Origin of the sequence: Ancylobacter amanitiformis (genome assembly GCF_030814815.1) — a bacterium.
Lineage (GTDB): Bacteria > Pseudomonadota > Alphaproteobacteria > Rhizobiales > Xanthobacteraceae > Ancylobacter > Ancylobacter amanitiformis.
Window position 1 is genome coordinate 57,680 of record NZ_JAUSVR010000004.1, and the last position, 17,838, is coordinate 75,517.

General features: G+C 68.4%; 17 protein-coding genes. 5 read left to right on the forward strand and 12 right to left on the reverse strand.

Translation table 11 applies throughout. From position 1 onward, the window contains the following. Positions 1–259 precede the first annotated feature (259 nt). Together QOZ99_RS07665 and QOZ99_RS07670 are read left to right on the forward strand one after the other, a co-directional pair. Positions 260–937, forward strand: a complete 678-nt coding sequence (locus tag QOZ99_RS07665; RefSeq protein WP_306889387.1) for an AzlC family ABC transporter permease — start codon at positions 260–262, stop codon at positions 935–937. After that, positions 934–1,284, forward strand: coding sequence for an AzlD domain-containing protein (locus QOZ99_RS07670; RefSeq protein WP_306889388.1), 351 nt, complete (start codon positions 934–936; stop codon positions 1,282–1,284). The genes QOZ99_RS07665 and QOZ99_RS07670 overlap by 4 nt, the downstream gene beginning before the upstream one ends. Positions 1,285–1,287: 3 nt before the next feature. Here the strand turns inward: QOZ99_RS07670 and QOZ99_RS07675 are convergent, their stop codons facing one another. The 4 genes from QOZ99_RS07675 to QOZ99_RS07690 form a co-directional block, all read right to left on the reverse strand. After that, complete coding sequence (locus QOZ99_RS07675; protein WP_306889389.1) at positions 1,288–1,710, reverse strand: HIT family protein; 423 nt, start codon at positions 1,708–1,710, stop codon at positions 1,288–1,290. A 79-nt stretch (positions 1,711–1,789) separates the two neighbouring features. After that, a complete protein-coding gene (locus QOZ99_RS07680; RefSeq protein ID WP_306889390.1) occupies positions 1,790–3,085 on the reverse strand; it encodes a GNAT family N-acetyltransferase in 1,296 nt (431 codons plus the stop codon). A gap of 121 nt (positions 3,086–3,206) precedes the next feature. After that, positions 3,207–3,953: a glycerophosphodiester phosphodiesterase family protein gene (locus tag QOZ99_RS07685; RefSeq protein ID WP_306889391.1), complete on the reverse strand. Its 747-nt coding sequence runs from the start codon at positions 3,951–3,953 to the stop codon at positions 3,207–3,209. Positions 3,954–3,982: 29 nt separating this feature from the next. Next, a complete protein-coding gene (locus tag QOZ99_RS07690; RefSeq protein ID WP_306889392.1) occupies positions 3,983–4,444 on the reverse strand; it encodes a RidA family protein in 462 nt (153 codons plus the stop codon). 152 nt (positions 4,445–4,596) lie between these two features. Here QOZ99_RS07690 and QOZ99_RS07695 point away from each other — a divergent pair, with 152 nt between their 5' ends. Further along, positions 4,597–5,469 (forward strand): cell envelope integrity EipB family protein, encoded by an 873-nt coding sequence (locus QOZ99_RS07695; RefSeq protein WP_306889393.1) that lies wholly within the window; start codon positions 4,597–4,599, stop codon positions 5,467–5,469. Here QOZ99_RS07695 and QOZ99_RS07700 read toward each other — a convergent pair. Both QOZ99_RS07700 and QOZ99_RS07705 read right to left on the reverse strand, forming a co-directional pair. After that, positions 5,426–6,796, reverse strand: a complete 1,371-nt coding sequence (locus QOZ99_RS07700; RefSeq protein WP_306889394.1) for a DNA polymerase IV — start codon at positions 6,794–6,796, stop codon at positions 5,426–5,428. The genes QOZ99_RS07695 and QOZ99_RS07700 overlap by 44 nt on opposite strands. Positions 6,797–6,804: 8 nt before the next feature. Then, positions 6,805–7,107: a DUF3572 domain-containing protein gene (locus QOZ99_RS07705; RefSeq protein ID WP_306889395.1), complete on the reverse strand. Its 303-nt coding sequence runs from the start codon at positions 7,105–7,107 to the stop codon at positions 6,805–6,807. A 123-nt stretch (positions 7,108–7,230) separates the two neighbouring features. Here QOZ99_RS07705 and QOZ99_RS07710 point away from each other — a divergent pair, with 123 nt between their 5' ends. After that, positions 7,231–7,602, forward strand: coding sequence for a response regulator (locus tag QOZ99_RS07710; protein ID WP_183189780.1), 372 nt, complete (start codon positions 7,231–7,233; stop codon positions 7,600–7,602). Between the two features lie 450 nt (positions 7,603–8,052). Here QOZ99_RS07710 and rpmG read toward each other — a convergent pair whose 3' ends face one another. From rpmG to rnr, 5 genes are all read right to left on the reverse strand, one after another. After that, positions 8,053–8,220: a 50S ribosomal protein L33 gene (rpmG, locus tag QOZ99_RS07715; protein WP_018390658.1), complete on the reverse strand. Its 168-nt coding sequence runs from the start codon at positions 8,218–8,220 to the stop codon at positions 8,053–8,055. Positions 8,221–8,339: 119 nt separating this feature from the next. Continuing rightward, positions 8,340–9,497 (reverse strand): MFS transporter, encoded by a 1,158-nt coding sequence (locus QOZ99_RS07720; protein WP_306889396.1) that lies wholly within the window; start codon positions 9,495–9,497, stop codon positions 8,340–8,342. A 252-nt stretch (positions 9,498–9,749) separates the two neighbouring features. Beyond that, positions 9,750–10,523: an NUDIX hydrolase gene (locus QOZ99_RS07725; protein ID WP_306889397.1), complete on the reverse strand. Its 774-nt coding sequence runs from the start codon at positions 10,521–10,523 to the stop codon at positions 9,750–9,752. Positions 10,524–10,535: 12 nt separating this feature from the next. Then, the gene (locus QOZ99_RS07730; protein ID WP_370876813.1) at positions 10,536–10,994 is read right to left on the reverse strand and encodes a DUF983 domain-containing protein; all 459 of its coding nucleotides are present in this window, start codon (positions 10,992–10,994) and stop codon (positions 10,536–10,538) included. 29 nt (positions 10,995–11,023) lie between these two features. Continuing rightward, a complete protein-coding gene (gene rnr / locus QOZ99_RS07735) occupies positions 11,024–13,279 on the reverse strand; it encodes a ribonuclease R (RefSeq protein ID WP_370876814.1) in 2,256 nt (751 codons plus the stop codon). Positions 13,280–13,534: 255 nt separating this feature from the next. Between rnr and QOZ99_RS07740 the strand changes: the two genes are divergently transcribed. Continuing rightward, positions 13,535–15,013, forward strand: a complete 1,479-nt coding sequence (locus QOZ99_RS07740; RefSeq protein WP_306889398.1) for an MDR family MFS transporter — start codon at positions 13,535–13,537, stop codon at positions 15,011–15,013. Between the two features lie 86 nt (positions 15,014–15,099). On the opposite strand, the gene topA is transcribed toward QOZ99_RS07740, so the two are convergent. Next, the gene (topA, locus tag QOZ99_RS07745; protein WP_306889399.1) at positions 15,100–17,808 is read right to left on the reverse strand and encodes a type I DNA topoisomerase; all 2,709 of its coding nucleotides are present in this window, start codon (positions 17,806–17,808) and stop codon (positions 15,100–15,102) included. Between the last annotated feature and the right edge of the window lie 30 nt (positions 17,809–17,838).

The following is a 17,838-nucleotide window of genomic DNA, read 5'->3' on the forward strand; positions in this document are numbered from 1 at the left end:
CGCCCTTGAGGAGAGACAACCCCGTCGCGGCCCCGTGCCGCGGCGGGTTTTTTCATATCCCCTGCATGGCCGGCCCGCCTCTCGCCATGGCGCCACCGGATTTCGGCATGGGCGGCATGCGGCGCGCGGGGGCGCTCCTGCTTGACGGCAGCGGCGACGGGGGCGATGAACGGTCGGCATCGGGTTTCGCATCATGCCTTCGCCTGTTCCGCCGCCATCCCTCGCTCCGGCTTCCTCGATTCGCTGGTTTTTCCGCGGCATGGCGGGGGCCTGCGCGGTGCCCGGCTTTGTGCTGGTGGCGACCTTCATCGGCTTTGGCGGGTTGATGCACGATGTGGGCTTTCCCATTCTTGCCGGCCTGCTCTCCACCCTGCTCGTCTGGGCGCTGCCGGCGCAGGTGATTCTGGTGGGCGGTCTTGGCGCGGGCACCTCGCTGCCGGCGCTGGCGCTGGCGGTCTGCCTCTCGGGCGTGCGGCTGATGCCGATGGTGGTGGCGCTGATGCCGCTGATGCGCGGTCCGCGCCCCCGTTTGTGGCGGGAGTTGCTCTGCGCCCATTTCGTCGCGGTCACCATGTGGGTGGAGGGATTCCGCCTGCTGCCCGACGTGCCGGAACACGCGCGCCCGGTCTATTCCTGCGGGCTTGGCGTCGGCCTCACGACACTGAGCATGGCGGGCACCGCGTTCGGCTTCTACCTCACCAATGCGCTGCCGGGCCCGCTCGCCGTGGCCCTGCTGCTGCTGACGCCGATTTCCTTCACCATCCTGCTGGTGCGCAACGCCCGGCAGGCGGTGGACTGGCTGGCGATCGCGCTCGGGGCGGCGATCTCGCCGCTGGTGGCCAATTCGCCCGGCGGGCTGGACCTGTTCTGGGCGGGAGTCGGCGGAGGCACGCTGGCCTTCCTCGTCGCACGCTACGGACTGAGGCGCCGCGCGTGAGCTTCTACAGCAACGAACTCACCGCCATCCTCATCGTGATCTTCGTCGGTTTCCTGCCGAACGAGGTCTGGCGCGTGTTCGGCGTGCTGTTCGGGCGCCGCATCGATGAGAACAGCCTCTTGATGCAATGGGTGCGCGCCGTGGCGACGGCGCTGCTTGCCGCCGTGGTGGCGCGGCTGGTGCTGGTGCCGAGCGGCGCGCTGGTGGCGCTGCCGCTCTGGCTACGGCTCGGCGCGGTGGGCGGCGGCATTGCCGGCTTCCTCGCCATGCGCCGCTCGGTACTGGCCGGCGTGCTCACCGGCGAGGCGGTATTGGTGATCGGTGCCTGGTGGCTCGGCGTCGGCTGACGCTCAGCCGGCCAGCGCTGCCTTGAGCCGGGCGGCCTGCTCGGCCAGCACCTCGGCGGTCTCCTTGTAGGACAGCGGCGGCTTCAGCTCGACGCCGAGGCGGCGGGGAATCACATGCACATGCAGGTGAAACACTTCCTGCCCGCCGGCATGCTCGTTGTGCTGGGTCACGGTAATGCCCTCCGCCTCGAAGGCGGTCATCTGCGCCCGCGCGATGCGCTGGGCGGCGGTGGCCACGGCGGCCAGATCGTCCGGCTCGATATCCAGCAGGTTGCGCGAGGGTGCCTTCGGGATCACCAGCGTGTGGCCCGGCGCGCGGGGCATGATGTCGAGGAAGGCGAGAACACGCGCGTCCTCATAGACGCGGTAAGCGGGCAATTCGCCGCGCAGGATCTTCGCGAAGATGTTGCCGGGATCATAGGCCATCGGAATTCTCCCCTGTCGGCCCGACCTGATGACAAGCCGGGCGCGAGCGGTCAAGTCTGGGCACAAGAGTGCAGGGCGGTCACGGCTCGTCCAGCTCGGCCGGATCGAGATCGCGGCGGAACGGGCCAAGCTCGCTCAACTCGGCGCCGGCGTCAGCGACATAGCGGCGCTCGCGTTCCAGATAATGCGCCACCGCCGCGCGGAAATCGGGATCGACGATGTAATGCGCGGAGCGGGTGGTGACGGGCAGGTAGCCGCGTGCCAGCTTGTGCTCGCCCTGCGCGCCGGCCTCCACCGTCTTCAGTCCGCGCGCGATGGCGAATTCGATGGCCTGATGGTAGCAGACCTCGAAATGCAGGAACGGGTGCTGCTCGATGGCGCCCCAGTGTCGGCCATAGAGCGCATCCGAGCCGATGAAATTGATCGCGCCGGCGATCCAGCGCCCGGCGCGCTTCGCCATCACCAGCAGGATGCGCTCCGCCATGCGCGCGCCGATCAGCGAATAGAACTGCCGGTTGAGATAGGGGCGCCCCCATTTGCGCGAGCCGGTTTCCATGTAGAAGGCAAAGAAGGCGTCCCAGGCCTCCTCGGTAATGTCGTTCCCGGTCAGCCAGTGCAGCGTGATGCCGTCTCCCAGCGCCTCGCGCCGCTCGCGCCGGATCGCCTTGCGCTTGCGCGAGGCGAGATCACCGAGGAAGGCCTCGTAGTCGCCATAGCCGCGATTGTGCCAGTGGAACTGCTGGTCGGTGCGGGGCAGGAATCCTTCCGCCTCCAGCGCCTGCGCATCGCCCTCGCCGAGGAAGGTGGCGTGAACGGAGGAGGCGCCCCGCATCTGCGCCAGCGTGAGCAGCCCGCGCCCCAGCGCCTGCCGCACGCCCATTGCCGGCGCTCCCGCCCGCACCAGCAGGCGCGGGCCGGTGGCGGGCGTGAAGGGCACCGAGACCTGCAGCTTGGGATAGTAGCGCCCGCCGGCGCGCTCGAATGCGTCCGCCCAGCCTTCGTCAAACACGTATTCGCCGCGCGAATGCGACTTGAGATAGGCGGGGCAGATGCCGAGCGGCACACCCTCCGCATCGGCCAGAACGAGATGCTGCGGCAGCCAGCCGGTGGCCCGCGACGCGGAGCCGGATTCTTCCAGCGCGGAGAGATATTCGTGCGAGACGAAGGGGTTGTAGGCGGGTTCCTCACCGCCCGTGGCAGGAGGCTCCGTCTGGCGAGGAGGGGTGTCCGAGGCCGAATCACCGTTCAATGACAACGACGTGCCGGGCGTTGTTTGCTCTTCGTTGGAGGCGGGATTGGCGCAGGCGTTCCAGTCCGCCGCCGAGAGCTTTGTGATGTCGCTCTCGACGCGCAGGGTAATCGTCTCGTCAGGCATGGGGGCGGATCGCTCGGGCGGGCGCACGGAAGGCATGGCGACAATCTGCGCGCCTTCGCGCGGCGGCGGAAGAGTGTTCACGACAAAGAGAACAGCCCCGCCGGCCGCGCCCGAAGGGCATTCAGGGCAGGAAGCCCTCGAAGATCATCTGGTCGGCATGGCGGGCCGCAACCGCGCGGTCCCCGGCGGTTCGCACCGTCCAGGTCAGCAGCGGCAGGGCGAAGGTCCGGCGCGCCAGCGCGACCGGGGCCGAGGGCAGTTCCTTCACGTAGTGGGCGATGAAATCCGGCCGTGTGCGCGGGAAATGCAGCAGATTTCCCCAGGCGAACTTGGTCGCCGGGCTCAGCATGTCCCATTCCGGGTCGTCATAGGCATGTTCCATGGTGATGCCGCGCGCAATGCGCGGCGCCAGGTGCCGCACGGCCTCGACCAGATCCGGATCGAACGACATCAGCGCCGCCGGGCCGGCATAGTCCGCAAGGTCCAGTGCCGCCCGCTCGGCCACGGCGCGATTGCCGTCGAACCGGCTCTTCAGCTCGATGATCAGCGGTACGCGGCCGGCGACCCGCGCCAGCAGCTCGGGCAGCGTCATCGTGCGGTCGGCCGTGCCGCGCAGCGCGGTCGCCCTGAACTGGGCGGCGGTGAGGGCGTGGGCCGGCCCGGTGGCGGTGGTCAGCCGCTCCAGCGTGTCGTCGTGGAACACCATGGCCTCGCCATCGGCGGAAAGCTGGATGTCCACCTCGATGGCGAAATCCCGCGCCAGCGCGGCATCCACCGCGGAGGGCGTGTTCTCGATCACGCCGCGCGCCGCATCATGCAGCGCGCGGTGGGCGATGGGCCGGGCGGTGAGCCAGGCGGGGGTGTTCATGAGAACCTGCCGATCGGGCTGCCGGGGGATCAGACGAATTCGACCACCGCCTCGATCTCGACGCTGACATTGAACGGCAGTGCCGCCACGCCCACCGCCGAGCGCGCGTGGCGGCCGGCATCGCCGAACGCCTCGACGAGGAGGTCGGAGGCGCCGTTCACCACTTTGGGCTGGTCGGTGAAGTCCGGTGCGGAATTGACGAAGGCCACCAGCTTGACCACGCGCTTCACCCGGTCGAGATCGCCGAGCGCGGCCTTCACCTGCGCCATGATGTTGATGGCGCACTGGCGCGCGGCGGCGCGGCCGCCCTCGATATCGGCCTCACCCGTGAGCTTGCCGGCGAGGAACTTGCCCTCGGCCACGGAGATCTGTCCGGAAATCCACAGCTGGTTGCCGCTGATCACGGTCGGCACATAATTGGCCGCCGGCGCGGTGGCGGCGGGAATGGTGATGCCGAGAGCCGCGAGCTTCGCCTCAACCGTACCGGACATGTCAATCTCCATGCTAATCTGCTGCGTGAAGGGCGCGTTGGAGCCTGCCAACATGTCGCCCTTGTTCTCGCCTTGTGTTCGGGGTGCGATGTTTGTCTGATCGACCAGCCGTGCGCAAGTCGTGCGCCTTCGCCGAAGGGAAATCCAACCTGATGCCCGCACCCGTGCCCGCCCGCGCGTTTCCGCGCCTGTCCTTGCCCGGCCCATCCTCACGCGGCAAATCCCTGCCCGGATTCGCCGCGCTCGCGCTGCTTCTGGCCGCGGTGGTGCCGGCCGGCGCCGTGCAACTCTCGCCGCACCGGGCGACCTATGCGCTGACGCTGGATGGCGCCAAGCCCTCCAAGCGCATCAACGCCGCCAAGGGGGAGATCGTGTACGAATTGCGGGGGGATGCTTGCGCCGGCTATTCCGTGCAATTGCGGCAGGCGACCGCGCTGGAAACCGAAGGCGGGCGGGTGAACAGCGCCATCGACACGGCCACCTGGGAGGATGGCGATTCCAACGCCTACCGCTTCCGCGTGACCAACACGATCAACGGCTCCGCGCCCGAGGAGGCCGACGGGGTCGCCGAGCGCCGCGATGGCCGGCTGGTGGTGACGGCCACCAAGCCCTCCTCCGCCACTCTGGAACTCGGCAAGACCGTGCTTCTGCCCACCCAGCACGTGCTGCGCGTGCTCGCCGCCGCCCAGCAGCACGAGGCGACCCTTGAGGCGCCGGTCTATGACGGCTCGCCCGATGCCAAGAAGATCTACGATACGCTCTCGGTCATCGGGCGCGGCACGGCCGATCCCAAGGGGCTGGAAGAGGTTGCCACAAGCGGCGACCTCGCCGGGCGCACGCGCTACCCCGTGACGATCAGCTATTACGAGCGCGGCGCCGCCGCGCAGACGCCCGACTACACGATCAGCTTCGACCTGTTCGACAATGGCGTGAGCCGCGCCCTGAAGCTCGACTATGGCGATTTCGCGCTGCGCGGCACGCTCACTTCCTACGAGGCGCTGCCGCAGGAGAATTGCTCGAAATAGCCGGATCATCCGCCCGCGATTCGTCCGGCACGTTGCGGTGGGGCTGGGTCGGCCCGCGTCCGCGCGGGCTGTCGAGCAGGATGCCGCGATCGATGATCGCCTTGCCGAAACGGGCGCGCAGGTCATCCACCGCCAGTTCCGCCTTGCCCTTCTTGGTGGCCTGCATGTCGACGAGGTCGGCGGGATCGGCAAGGGCGGGATCGGCGAGTTCGGAGACGCCGACCCCGATCAGCCGGAAGCGTCGCCCGTCCGCCTCCTTCGCCAGCAACTCGCGCGCGTGCTCGAAGATGCGGTGGGCGAGGCGGGTCGGATCCTCCAGCGAGCGGGCGCGGGTGATGAGCCGGAAATCCGCCGTCTTCAGCTTCAGCGTCACCGTGCGCCCGGCATGGCCGGCGGCCTTCAGCCGGTCGGAGAGCTTGCGCGAGAGGGCGTAGAGTTCCTGCTCCAACGCGCGGAACTCGGCAATGTCGACATCGAAGGTCGTCTCGGTCGAGACGCTCCTGGTCTCGCGCTCGGGGTTCACGCGGCGCTCGTCAATGCCGCGCGCCAGGCGGTGGAGCCGCAGCCCCTCATTGCCGAAGCGGCGGGCGAGGGTGGCCTCATCCGCGGCCTGCAGATCGGCGATGAGGCGGAAGCCCTCGCGGGCGAGCCGCTCCTGCGTCGCCTTGCCCACGCCCCAGATGGTGCCGACGCTGCGCGGGGCGAGAAAGCCGGCCGCCTCGGCCGCGCCGATCACCGCGAAGCCGCGCGGCTTGTCGAGATCGGAGGCGATCTTGGCGAGGAACTTGTTCGGCGCCAGCCCGACCGAGAGGGTGACGCCGATTTCCGCCTCGACGGCGCGGGCGAGCCGGGCGAGGGCGCGTGCCGGGCTCTCGCCGTGCAGGCGGGCGGTGCCGGCAAGGTCGAGAAAGGCCTCGTCGATCGACAGGGGCTCGACCAGCGGCGTGAGGTGCAGCATCCGCTCGCGGATCTGCCGGCCGACGCTGACATATTTCGCCATGTTCGGCTTCACCACGACGGCCTCGGGGCAGAGCGCCAGCGCCTTGAACATCGGCATGGCCGAGCGCACGCCCTTGACCCGTGCGAGATAGCAGCAGGTGGAGACCACGCCGCGCTTGCCGCCGCCGATGATGACCGGCACGTCGCGCAGCGCGGGATCGTCGCGCTTTTCCACCGCCGCGTAGAAGGCGTCGCAATCGACATGGGCGATGTGCAGGCGGTCAAGCTCGGCATGGCGGGTGATGCGCGGGCTGCCGCAATGGCGGCAACGCATGGCATCGCCCGCCTCATGCAGGCAATCGCGGCAGAAGGCCGGCTCGCCCGCCATGGCGCCTCTCAGTCCCCCTTGGTCCCGTCATGGGCGAGGATCTCACGCGCGGCCACCACATGGCCGGGATCGATGCCCGCCTCGCCCGCATAGGCGATGAGAAGATCCTGCCGGTTGATCAGGAAGTCCAGCAGCGCCACGTGAAAGGGCGTGGATCCCGCGATGCCGCGCAGGTCGGCGGGCGAGAGACCGCTCTCGGCGAGGAAGGGGCCGATCCGCTCGGGATCGGCGGCGAGAAAGCCGAGCGCGCCGAGGGCGACCTCGCGGGCGGCCTGTCCGGTGGACAATGACTTCGATCTGCGACTGTGCATTTGCGGTTCCGTAAGGAATGCGGGCGTAGGCTGCGCTCACGAAGAGCGGCCGACGCCTGCTGGATAGTGGCCCGCGTGCGGACCGTCGACGACGAACTCAAAGACGCAACGGACCCACGCCCGATGTCCAAGACCGTTCTGATCGTTGAGGATAATGAGCTGAATATGAAGCTCTTCAACGATCTTCTCGAAGCCCACGGCTATGTGACCCTCGGTACCCGGCATGGGCTCGAGGCGTTGGATCTGGCGCGCAAGCACCGGCCGGACCTCATTCTCATGGACATCCAGCTGCCGGAGATTTCCGGCATCGATGTCACCCGTCGGCTGAAGGCCGATCCGGAGCTGAAGGCCATACCCGTCATCGCCGTCACCGCCTTCGCCATGAAGGGCGACGAGGAGCGGATTCGCGAGGGCGGCTGCGAAGCCTATCTGTCCAAGCCCATTTCCGTCGCCAAGTTCCTGGAAACGGTCCGCCAGTTTCTCCCCGACGAGTGAGTCGGGGCGAACCGGCCGGCAGCGCACGCCCCGTTCGACCAATGCGGCCGGGGGAGCGAATCTTGCGAAACTAGTTCGACTTTGTTGTCGAGAGCCTCGCAACCCCGTTGCTTTCGCCCACGGTTGAGCTAGCTTTATAGCGGTATCGCCTTGCCCTGCGGAGTGCTCGGGTCCGCCGCATCTCCTGGGTCCGTAGGGTTCGGTCGGCGGGCGGTGGTGTTGGATGGCCTCTCCTCACCACTGCCTGCCGATCACCGATTCCGCCGCCCGGCCCGCCGGGGGCGAGCAAGGGATGCACCGATCCGGCACCGCGACCTCGTCCACCGCGACACCGTCCGCTACACGGTCCGCGTCTGGCCGGGCGATCGCAGCATTAAAAAAGGCGCCTTTCGGCGCCTTTTTTGTTCCAGCGGCGGCGTCTGGCGACGCCGGCTCAGCTGAACGTGCGGATCACTTGATCTTGCCTTCGCGGAACTCGACGTGCTTGCGCGCGACGGGATCGTACTTCTTCACGACCAGCTTGTCGGTCATGGTGCGCGAGTTCTTCTTGGTAACATAGAAGAAGCCGGTGTCGGCGCTGGACACGAGCTTGATCTTGATGGTCGTTGCCTTGGCCATTGACCGGGTCTCCTGCTACGTGGCCGCAGCCACGCCGAATTTATCTGGATCGCGCGGCATAGGTGCCGCTCGTTGGCGTCCGTATCCGTGATCGGGACGCGAATGTCAAGAATTCCCGTTCAGCGGTCGCGCCATATCTGGCCGGCGACCACCACGGCATACATCACGAGAAAGCCGCCAATGGCCCAGGCGAAGCCGTGCGGGTCGAACAATTGCATGCCACCGCCCACCGTGGTCGGGCCGAGGATCAGGCCGAGCGAATACAGCATCACGAAGCCTGCATTGGCGGTGGCCAGCGCCGCCCCGTCGAATCGGGCGCCCAGCAGGGCGAGCCCGATCGTGTAGAGGCCGGCGACGATTCCCGTGGTGATGAACACCGTCGCCCACATCGCCCAGCCGTCGATGGCGAGGTAGGGCATGAGAAAAGCACCGACGATGCCGACCATGCCGCAGCCGAGCAGCATCTTGCGCCGGTCCAGCCGGTCGCTCAGCAGCCCGATCGGCAGTTGCAGCGCCACATTGCCCAGTTCGGCGATGGTGAGCAGCAGCGCCGCCTGCGGGGCGTCGAGCCCCCGCCGCAGGCCATAGAGCGGGAGGAAATTGACCAGTCCGGTCTCCACCGCGCCGAACACGAAGGCGGCCAGCGTCGCCGCCGGCGCAATGCGCAGCAGGCTCAGCACGCCGCCGGAGCTTTCGGTCTCGATGGACGGCGCTCCGGCCGCGCCGATCATCACGGGAATGGCCGCGAGCCCGATACAGGCGGCACCGGCCAGATAGGGCGGCCAGCCCGTGGTGCCGACCAGACTGAGAATCGCCGGCCCGCCGGCAAAGCCGGCCGAAAGCACCGTGGCATAAATGCCTATGACCAGCCCGCGCCGGTTGCTCGGCGACGCGGCGTTGATCCAGAATTCGCTGACCACGAACAGCACGCAGAGCGCCGCGCCGAAGACGAAGCGCAGCGGAAACCACAGCGGGAAGGACGACGTGACCTTGAACGCGAGCAGGCTCACGGCCGCCGTGGCGATGGCCGTCAGCAGCAGCGGGCCCGCGCCGAAGCGGCGCACCATGTTGGGCAGGAAGGGCGCGAGGGCAATGGTCGCCACGCCGCCGACCGCGGTGTTGATGCCGATCCAGGTCGAGGAAATGCCGCGCGCGTCGAGCTCGAAGGCCAGCAGCGGAATCGACAGCGCGAGCCCGAGCCCGACCGCGGATATGGCGCCGATGGCCGCGGCGATGGAGGCGATATTGATGTCGCGGCGCGCGACCGGGGCATGCATGGCGTCACCTGAGAGGGCCTCTTGAGCGTCGTCGAACCAAGCGGATTCAGGCTCGCGTGAAGAAAACGCATCAAGGCAAGACCTGAGGAATTTTCGCCGAACGCGTGTTTGGCGAAAATTCTCCAGCGGCCGCCTCGTCTAAACCATGCGCCGTGAAAGTCGAATGACTTTTGGCAATGCCAGCATGACGGGCATTTCTGGATCGGGCGGCGGGTCAGCCGCGACGGACCCGGCGGCTGCGGCGATCCGCCATCAGGCCAGCGTCTCGCGCAACATGCGGCCGGCGCGCGCGAAATAGAACGGCACCGGCGTCCACGGGCGATTGCCCGCCTTCAGCCGGGCTTCTACTTCCTCGATGATGACAAGCGTGATGCGCGGCACCTCGGCGGCCTTGGCCTCGCTGAATGTCATCCAGGCGAGTTCCACCAGCTCCGTGTCGGGGCCGATATTGCGCTCCTCGCGGTGGGCGATCTCGCCGGCATCGGCGAGGAAGAAGCGCGTGTCGAAACGGCGGGGCAGGCTCGGCGGGGTGATGGCGCGGGCCACGAAGGTCAGCGCCTCCAGGCTGGGAAACACGCCGGCATCGCCGAAGCCCTGCCAGCTCGGCGGCAGGTTCTCCGGTATTCCGGCCTCGCGCGTGCCGATCAGCAGGCCGGTCTCTTCGCAGGTCTCGCGGATGGCGGCCAGCGCCAGCGCGCGCGCCCGTGCCGCGCTCGGCCGGACGACGCGGGCGAGCAGGCGGCGCTCGCTCTCGGTGTCGAGCATGCCGTAGACCGGCACGCGGCGATCCTGCGGATCGACCCGCCCGCCGGGGAAGACGAACTTGCCGGGCATGAATTTCAGTGCCGGGTTGCGGCGCCCCAGCAGGAGGCGCGGCGTGCGCCGGGAGCGGTCGACCAGCACCAGCGTCGCCGCATCGACCGGACGCACGGGAGCGGCGGCCCGAGGGGCGGTCCGAGGGGCGGTCGGCTCGGTCGCGAGGGCGCGCGGCGCATCGAAGCGCGCGGAAACGTCGGTCGGGATCATCGCGGGGGCTGCTCAGGTTCGGCGGCTGGGAGGAACGGGGTCATGCTCGCCATCGGCCGGGTCGAAGCCGTGCATGCGCAGCGCCCATTGATAGCCGATCAGCGCGCCCTTCACCGGGGGCAGCAGCACGAGCGCGAGAATGAGCGTCAGCGGCAGCCAGATGGTGAGGTGGATCCACAGGGCCGGGCGCAGCGCCATTTCCACGGTCAGCAGCAGCGGCACGACGATGTGGCCGACAAGGGTGATGACCATGTAGGGCGGGGCATCGTCCGCCCGGTGATGCCACAATTCCTCGCCACAGCTCGGGCAGGTCTCGTTCACCTTGAGATAGGCGTTGTACAGCGCGCCCTTGCCGCAGGCCGGGCAGCGCATGCGAAAACCGTTGATCAGTGCCGGCCCCACCGGACGGGCGGGCCCGCCCGCCATCTTGTGCCCGCCGATCGGGGGCGTCGACATCTGCCGTGCGGTCATTGCCGGTTGCCTCCAATCGCTCTCGGGCGTCATCGCCGCTTGCCGGGCCGCTTGGACGTCGCGGAGCGCTGGTCCGGGCGGCGGTAGCCGCCGCGTCCCGGTGCTCCCGATCCGCGCCGGCCGCCCGCGACCCGTGCGCCTTCCGATAGTAGCTCGAAGCGCAGCGCGCCAGCCACCGGCGCGGCTTCCACCAGCTTCACTTCGACGCGGTCGCCCAGCCGGTGCATCTCGCCGCTGCGCTCGCCGATCAGCGCGTGGCGGGCCTCATCATAGAGATAATAGTCCTGGCCCAGCGTCGCGGCGGGAATGAAGCCGTCGGCGCCGGTATCGTCCAGCGCGACGAACAGCCCGGCCTTGGTGACGCCGGCAATGCGGCCATGGAAGGTCGCGCCGATCTGCTGCGCCATATGGTGGGCGATCAGCCGGTCGATGGTCTCGCGCTCGGCCGCCATGGCGCGGCGCTCGCTGGCCGAGATGCGCGCGGCGATTTCCGCCAGCTGCTCCGGGGTCGTGCTCTCGGGCAGCCCGTCGCGGCCGAAATCCAGCGCGCGGACCAGCCCGCGATGCACGATGAGGTCGGCATAGCGGCGAATCGGCGAGGTGAAATGCGCGTAGCGGCGCAGATGCAGGCCGAAATGACCGTAATTCTCCTGCGCGTACTCCGCCTGCGCCTGGCTGCGCAGGATCACCTGGTTCACCAGCGGCGCCAGTTCGGTGCCGACGACGCGGGCGAGGATCTCGTTGAACTGGGCGGGGCGCACCGTCTCGCTCTTGGCCAGCTTGATGTCCAGGGTCTGCAGGAATTCGCGCAGGCCCGACATCTTCTCCAGCGAAGGCTGGTCATGCACACGGTAGACGAGGGGGGTGCGCTTTTCCTCCAGCGTCTCGGCGGCGGCGACGTTGGCGAGGATCATGAATTCCTCGATCAGCTTGTGCGCGTCCAGCCGCTCGGGAACGATCACCTTGTCCACCGTGCCATCGGGCTTGAGCAGGATCTTGCGCTCGGGCAGGTCGAGTTCCAGCGGCGAGCGGGCATCGCGCGCCGTCTTCACTGCCGCGTAGGCCGCCCAGAGCGGGCGCAGCACCTCGTCGAGGATCGGCGCCGTGGTGTCGTCCGGCCGGCCATCGATCGCCGCCTGCGCCTGCGCATAGGCGAGCTTGGCGGCTGAGCGCATCATGATTCGGTGGAAGCTGTGGCGCTTCTTGCGGCCATTGGCGCCCACCACCATGCGCACGGCCAGGGCCGGGCGGTCTTCCAGCGGGCGTAGCGAGCACAGGTCGTTGGAAATGCGCTCGGGCAGCATCGGCACCACCCGGTCGGGGAAATACACCGAATTGCCGCGCACCAGCGCCTCGCGGTCCAGCGCGCTGCCGGGGCGCACATAGGCCGCCACGTCGGCGATGGCGACGGTGAGGATGAAGCCGCCCTCATTGTCGGGATCGAGATCCGGCACGGCGTGCACCGCGTCGTCATGGTCCTTGGCGTCGGGCGGATCGATGGTGACGAGCGGCAGGTCGCGCCAGTCCTCGCGCGTCTCAAAGCGCCCGTTGAGGGTGGCCGGCCGTGCCGCCTCCGCTTCCGCCAGGGTCTCACGGCGAAACACGCTGGGAATGCTGTGCGCGTAGATGGCGATGAGGCTGATCGCCTTCTCGGTGGCCACCGAGCCGAGCCGCTCCTTCACCCGCGCGATGGGCAGACCATAGGCATGGTGGCGCACCACCTCCACCGCCACCAGGTCGCCTTCCTCCGCATCGCCGGCAAAATCCGGTGGGATGGCGAGTTCGCGGCCCATGTTGCGCTTGTCGACGGGAACGAGCCGCCCGCCGCCCTGCGCGTCGCGCCGGAAGATGCCGAGCGTCAGCGCGCGCGCCTTGTCGATCAGCTTGAGCACGTGGCCATTGTGGCGGATGCGCCCGTCCGCTTCGGGAATCTCCTCGGTCTTCAGCAGCACGCGGTCGCCGATGGTGGGCGCCGGCCCGGCCACCCGGCCGCGACGCGCCAGACGCACGAGGATGCGCGGCGCCTCGCCCTGCTCTTCCTCGTCCCAGTCGACCGGCTGGGCGATGAGTTCGCCGTCCTCGTCGCGCTCCACAATTTCGGCCATGACGATGGCGGGCAGGGCGCCGGGGACATGCAGCTTGCGGCGCTTGCGCCCGATCACGCCTTCCTCGGCGAGTTCGCGCAGCACGTCCTTGAGAATGATTCGGTCGCTGCCATCGAGGCCGAAATGGCGTGAAATCTCCCGCTTGCCGACATCCCCGCCATGCGTGGCGATGAACGCCATCAACTCCTCGCGAGTGGGCAGTCCCCGGGGCGGACGGGGCGAGGAGGGCTTGCGTATCTTCGGCTTCAAGGGTTTGCGCACTGGTCAGGGGTCCGTGAATGACGTTGCGACGCTAGCGGTTACGCGCAGCCGCGTCGACCGGGCAACGCGGCGTCAGGGCGCCATGGCGTGCGCGGTCTCTTGCAATTGATGGTTTATGCGCCGATTTTGCCGCGCGCTCCCCGGGGCGGGGACCCCCGATCTGAAAGCTGCCCGATGGACGCCCACTCCCCCACTGCCGATTACCAGCTGGCCCATGCCGAGATTCGCACCATCATCATCGGCGTGATGCTGGCCATGTTCCTCAGCGCGCTGGACCAGACCATCATCGCCACCGCGCTGCCGACCATCGGCGCGCAGTTCGGCGATCTCGAAAGCATTTCCTGGGTCGTCACCGCCTATCTGCTGACCGGCACGGCGGTGACGCCGCTGGTGGGCAAGCTGGCCGATATTCACGGCCCCCGGCCGGTGCTGCTGGCGTCGATCGCGCTGTTTCTCATCGGCTCGGTGCTGTGCGCGCTGGCCCCCGGCATGATGTGGATGATCGCCGGGCGCGCCGTGCAGGGGCTCGGCGGGGGCGGGCTCATCGCGCTGGCGCAGACCATCATCGGGCTGCTCGTGGCCCCGCGCGAGCGTGGGCGCTACCAGGCCTATTTCGCCGCGGTGTTCATCACCTCCAGCATTGCCGGACCGATTCTCGGCGGATTCTTCGCCGAGCACCTGCACTGGTCGCTCATTTTCTGGATCAACGTTCCGCTCGGCATCGGCGCGGCCGCCATGAGCGACCGGGCGCTGCGCCGGCTGCCGGCGCATCACCACCCGCACCGGCTGGACATTCTCGGTGCCGGACTGATGTGCGTGGCGACCGTGCTGCTGCTGCTCGCTCTCACCTGGGGCGGGACGCGGTTTGCCTGGGCCTCGGCACCCATCATCACCCTTCTGGCCGGATCGGCGGTGGTGTGGGCGGGCTTCGCCGTGCGAGTCGTCACGGCGGCCGAGCCGCTGCTGCCCGTCGCCGTGCTGTCCAACCAGGTGGTGCGCACCGGGGTGCCGGCGGCGGCCTTCGCGATGGGAACGCTGATCGGCCTGTCGATCCAGCTGCCGCTTTATCTCGAGGGTGTGCTGCGCCTCAGCGCCTCGGCCTCGGGCATGGCGCTGATTCCGCTGATGGGCGGCGTGGTGGTGGGGGCGACCGGCGCGGGCCGGATGATGAGCCGCGCAGTGCACTACAAGCGCCTGTCGTTCGTGGGGCTGCTGGCGGCGATCGCCGCGCTGCTGATTCTGGCGGTGTGGCCGATCGGCCTGCACGTCTTCACGGTGTGCGCGGCGATGGGCGTGGTGGGCATCGGGCTTGGCACGGTGTTGCCGGTCTCCACCGTCGCCATCCAGAACGCCGTCCCGCTGCCGCAGATGGGCACGGCGACGGGGGTGGTCAATTTCTTCCGATCGCTCGGCGGCGCGGTGCTGACGGCCGGATTCGGCGCCATCGTCATCGGCATGTCCGGCATCGAGGGCGGCTCGCTGCTGGAGGCGCTGCTGGCCGGGGAGACGCGGGTCGGCCCGCTCGCCGGCGCATTTCGCTGGGTGTTCGCTGCCGCCGCCGCCGCGCTGTCGATCTCGCTGGTCGCGCTGCTGCTGATGGAGGAGCGCCCGCTGCGCTCGGGCCATGCGCCGGCACCGACGCTGACCGAATAGCGCACCCGCTCGCGATCTCATTCCCGCGCAGGCCTTCGCGGGGAACGCTCCCGTGAAGGCCCTGGCGCGAGGCGAGGTGAAGGACGCTAGGCGCCCTTCACCGCCTTCTTGGCGGGAGCCTTGGTGGCCGCGGTTTTGGTTGCCGTTTTCGTTGCCGTCTTGGCGGCGGTCTTCTTGGCCGCCGCTTTCTTCGCGGGAGCCTTGGAGGCCTTGCCTTCCGTCGCGCCGGTCGCGGCCTTGGCAGCCGACGCGCGGCTTGGCGCCTTGGCCGGCACGGCGCCGCCCTTGGCGGTGATCATCTCCACTGCCTGATCCAGCGTGACGGTTTCGGGATCCATGTCCTTGGGCAGAGTCGCGTTGACCTTGCCGTGGTTGACATAGGCACCGAACCGCCCCGGACGCACCGTGATCGCCCCGCCAAGCGTGGGATGATCGCCCAGCGCCCGCCCGCCGGTGGCCCCGCGGCCGCGGCCCGGGCCCTTGTTCTGCTTGTCCGCGATCAGCGCCACGGCCCGGTTGATGCCGACCGACAGCACGTCGTCATCGGCTTCCAGATTGGCGTAGATCTTTCCGTACTGCACATAGGGACCGAACTTGCCGATGCCCGCCAGGATCGGGTCGCCGCTGTCGGGATGCCGGCCGATCTCGCGCGGCAGGGACAGCAGGGACAACGCGGTGTCGAGATCGACATCGGCCGGCGCGAGCCCCTTGGGCAGGCTGGAGCGCTTGGGCTTTTCCCCATCCTTGGCCTCGCCAAGCTGAAGATAGGTGCCGAAGCGGCCATCGCGCACCGTCACTTCGAGACCCGTCGCCGGATCGGTGCCGAGCACGCGGGTGCCGTTCCCCTCCGCCGGCTTGTCGGGATCGCCGTTCTGCACCGCCAGCGGGCGGGTATATTTGCATTCGGGATAGTTCGAGCAGCCGATGAAGGCGCCGTACTTGCCGACTTTCAGCGACAGCCGGCCGGTGCCGCAATGCGGGCACAGGCGCGGGTCGGTGCCATCTTCCTTGGGCGGGAACATGTGCGCGGTCAGCAACTCGTCGAGCCGGTCGATCACCTCGGAGACGCGCAGATCCTTGGTCTCGCCCACGGCGGCGGCGAAATCGCGCCAGAAGTCGCGCAGCACGTCCTTCCAGTCGAGTTCGCCGGCCGAGATCTTGTCCAGCTTTTCCTCGAGATCGGCCGTGAAGTCATATTCCACATAGCGGTCGAAGAAACTCTCCAGGAAGGCGGTGACCAGCCGGCCCTTGTCCTCGGGCACCAGCCGGCGCTTGTCGAGCCGCACATATTCGCGGTCGCGCAGCACGGCGAGCACCGAGGCATAGGTCGAGGGGCGGCCGATGCCCAGCTCTTCCATGCGCTTGACCAGCGACGCCTCGGAATAGCGCGGAGGCGGCTCGGTGAAGTGCTGCTCGGCCTTGATGCCCTTGTTGGCGAGGCGCTCGCCGGCCGACATTCCGGGCAGGCGGCGATTCTCCTCCTCTTCCTCTTCGTCGTCGCGGCTCTCGCGATAGAGGGTGAGGAAGCCGTCGAACTTGATCACCGTGCCGGTGGCGCGCAGTTCCAGCGTCCGTCCGGCCGCCACGGCGTCGATGTCGACCGTGGTGCGCTCCATCTCGGCCGATTCCATCTGGCTCGCGATGGTGCGCAGCCATATCAGCTCATAAAGCTTGGCCTGCTCGGGTTCGAGGTGGCGCATCACGTCCCGGGGCAGACGCGACATCTCCGTCGGGCGGATCGCCTCATGCGCTTCCTGCGCGTTCTTGGCCTTGGCGGTGTATTTGCGCGGGGCCGAGGGCAGGTAGCGATCGCCATAATCGCGCCCGATGAGCGAACGCGCCGCGGCGATGGCTTCCGGTGCCATGTCGACGCCGTCGGTTCGCATATAGGTGATCAGGCCGACCGTCTCGCCGCCCACGTCCACGCCTTCATAGAGGCGCTGGGCGATGCGCATGGTGATGGCCGGCGCGAAGCCGAGCTTGCGGCTGGCTTCCTGCTGCAGGGTGGAAGTGGTGAAGGGCGGGTAGGGGTGGCGCCGCGCGGGCTTGGCCTCGACGCTGCGCACCTTGTAATCGGCCGCCTCCAGCGCCTGACGGAAGGCGCCGGCCTCCTCGGCGGTGCCGACATCCAGCCGGGTGATCTTCTTGCCGTCGGCACCGACCAGCCGCGCCTCGAAGGTCTCGCTGCGCGGGGTGGCGAGCAGGGCCGCGATCGACCAGTACTCGCGCTGGACGAAGGTTTCGATCTCGCGTTCGCGGTCGCAGACGAGACGCAGCGCCACCGATTGAACGCGCCCCGCGGAGCGCGCCCCGGGCAGCTTGCGCCACAGCACCGGCGAGAGCGTGAAGCCGACGAGATAGTCGAGCGCACGCCGGGCGAGATAGGCGTCCACCAGCGCCGCGTCGATGGTGCGCGGATGCTTCATCGCCTCCAGCACCGACTGTTTGGTGATGGCGTTGAAGACCACGCGCGAAACCGGCGTGTCCTTGAGGGCGCGCTTTTCCTTCAGCACCTCCAGCACATGCCAGGAAATCGCCTCGCCTTCCCGATCCGGGTCGGTGGCGAGGATGAGCCCATCGGCATCCTTCACGGCTCGGGCGATGTCGGAAAGCCGCTTCTGCGACTTGGGATCGACATCCCACAGCATGGTGAAATCCGTTTCGGGGTCGACCGAGCCGTCCTTCGCTGGAAGGTCGCGCACGTGCCCATACGAGGCGAAAACCTCGTAGCCCGATCCAAGGTATTTATTGATCGTCTTCGCCTTTGCAGGCGATTCAACGATGACGACCTGCATGCGTCCGCCGCGTTCGTTATATGTTCATCC

Bases quoted from the DNA above. Each gene is read 5' to 3' on its own strand.
- QOZ99_RS07665 (WP_306889387.1), top strand. From the start codon at position 260: ATGGCGGGGGCCTGCGCGGTGCCCGGCTTTGTGCTGGTGGCGACCTTC.
- QOZ99_RS07675 (WP_306889389.1), bottom strand. From the start codon at position 1,710: ATGGCCTATGATCCCGGCAACATCTTCGCGAAGATCCTGCGCGGCGAA.
- QOZ99_RS07680 (WP_306889390.1), bottom strand. From the start codon at position 3,085: ATGCCTGACGAGACGATTACCCTGCGCGTCGAGAGCGACATCACAAAG.
- QOZ99_RS07685 (WP_306889391.1), bottom strand. From the start codon at position 3,953: ATGAACACCCCCGCCTGGCTCACCGCCCGGCCCATCGCCCACCGCGCG.
- QOZ99_RS07690 (WP_306889392.1), bottom strand. From the start codon at position 4,444: ATGTCCGGTACGGTTGAGGCGAAGCTCGCGGCTCTCGGCATCACCATT.
- QOZ99_RS07695 (WP_306889393.1), top strand. From the start codon at position 4,597: ATGCCCGCACCCGTGCCCGCCCGCGCGTTTCCGCGCCTGTCCTTGCCC.
- QOZ99_RS07700 (WP_306889394.1), bottom strand. From the start codon at position 6,796: ATGGCGGGCGAGCCGGCCTTCTGCCGCGATTGCCTGCATGAGGCGGGC.
- QOZ99_RS07705 (WP_306889395.1), bottom strand. From the start codon at position 7,107: ATGCACAGTCGCAGATCGAAGTCATTGTCCACCGGACAGGCCGCCCGC.
- QOZ99_RS07710 (WP_183189780.1), top strand. From the start codon at position 7,231: ATGTCCAAGACCGTTCTGATCGTTGAGGATAATGAGCTGAATATGAAG.
- rpmG (WP_018390658.1), bottom strand. From the start codon at position 8,220: ATGGCCAAGGCAACGACCATCAAGATCAAGCTCGTGTCCAGCGCCGAC.
- QOZ99_RS07720 (WP_306889396.1), bottom strand. From the start codon at position 9,497: ATGCATGCCCCGGTCGCGCGCCGCGACATCAATATCGCCTCCATCGCC.
- QOZ99_RS07725 (WP_306889397.1), bottom strand. From the start codon at position 10,523: ATGATCCCGACCGACGTTTCCGCGCGCTTCGATGCGCCGCGCGCCCTC.
- QOZ99_RS07730 (WP_370876813.1), bottom strand. From the start codon at position 10,994: ATGACCGCACGGCAGATGTCGACGCCCCCGATCGGCGGGCACAAGATG.
- rnr (WP_370876814.1), bottom strand. From the start codon at position 13,279: ATGGCGTTCATCGCCACGCATGGCGGGGATGTCGGCAAGCGGGAGATT.
- QOZ99_RS07740 (WP_306889398.1), top strand. From the start codon at position 13,535: ATGGACGCCCACTCCCCCACTGCCGATTACCAGCTGGCCCATGCCGAG.
- topA (WP_306889399.1), bottom strand. From the start codon at position 17,808: ATGCAGGTCGTCATCGTTGAATCGCCTGCAAAGGCGAAGACGATCAAT.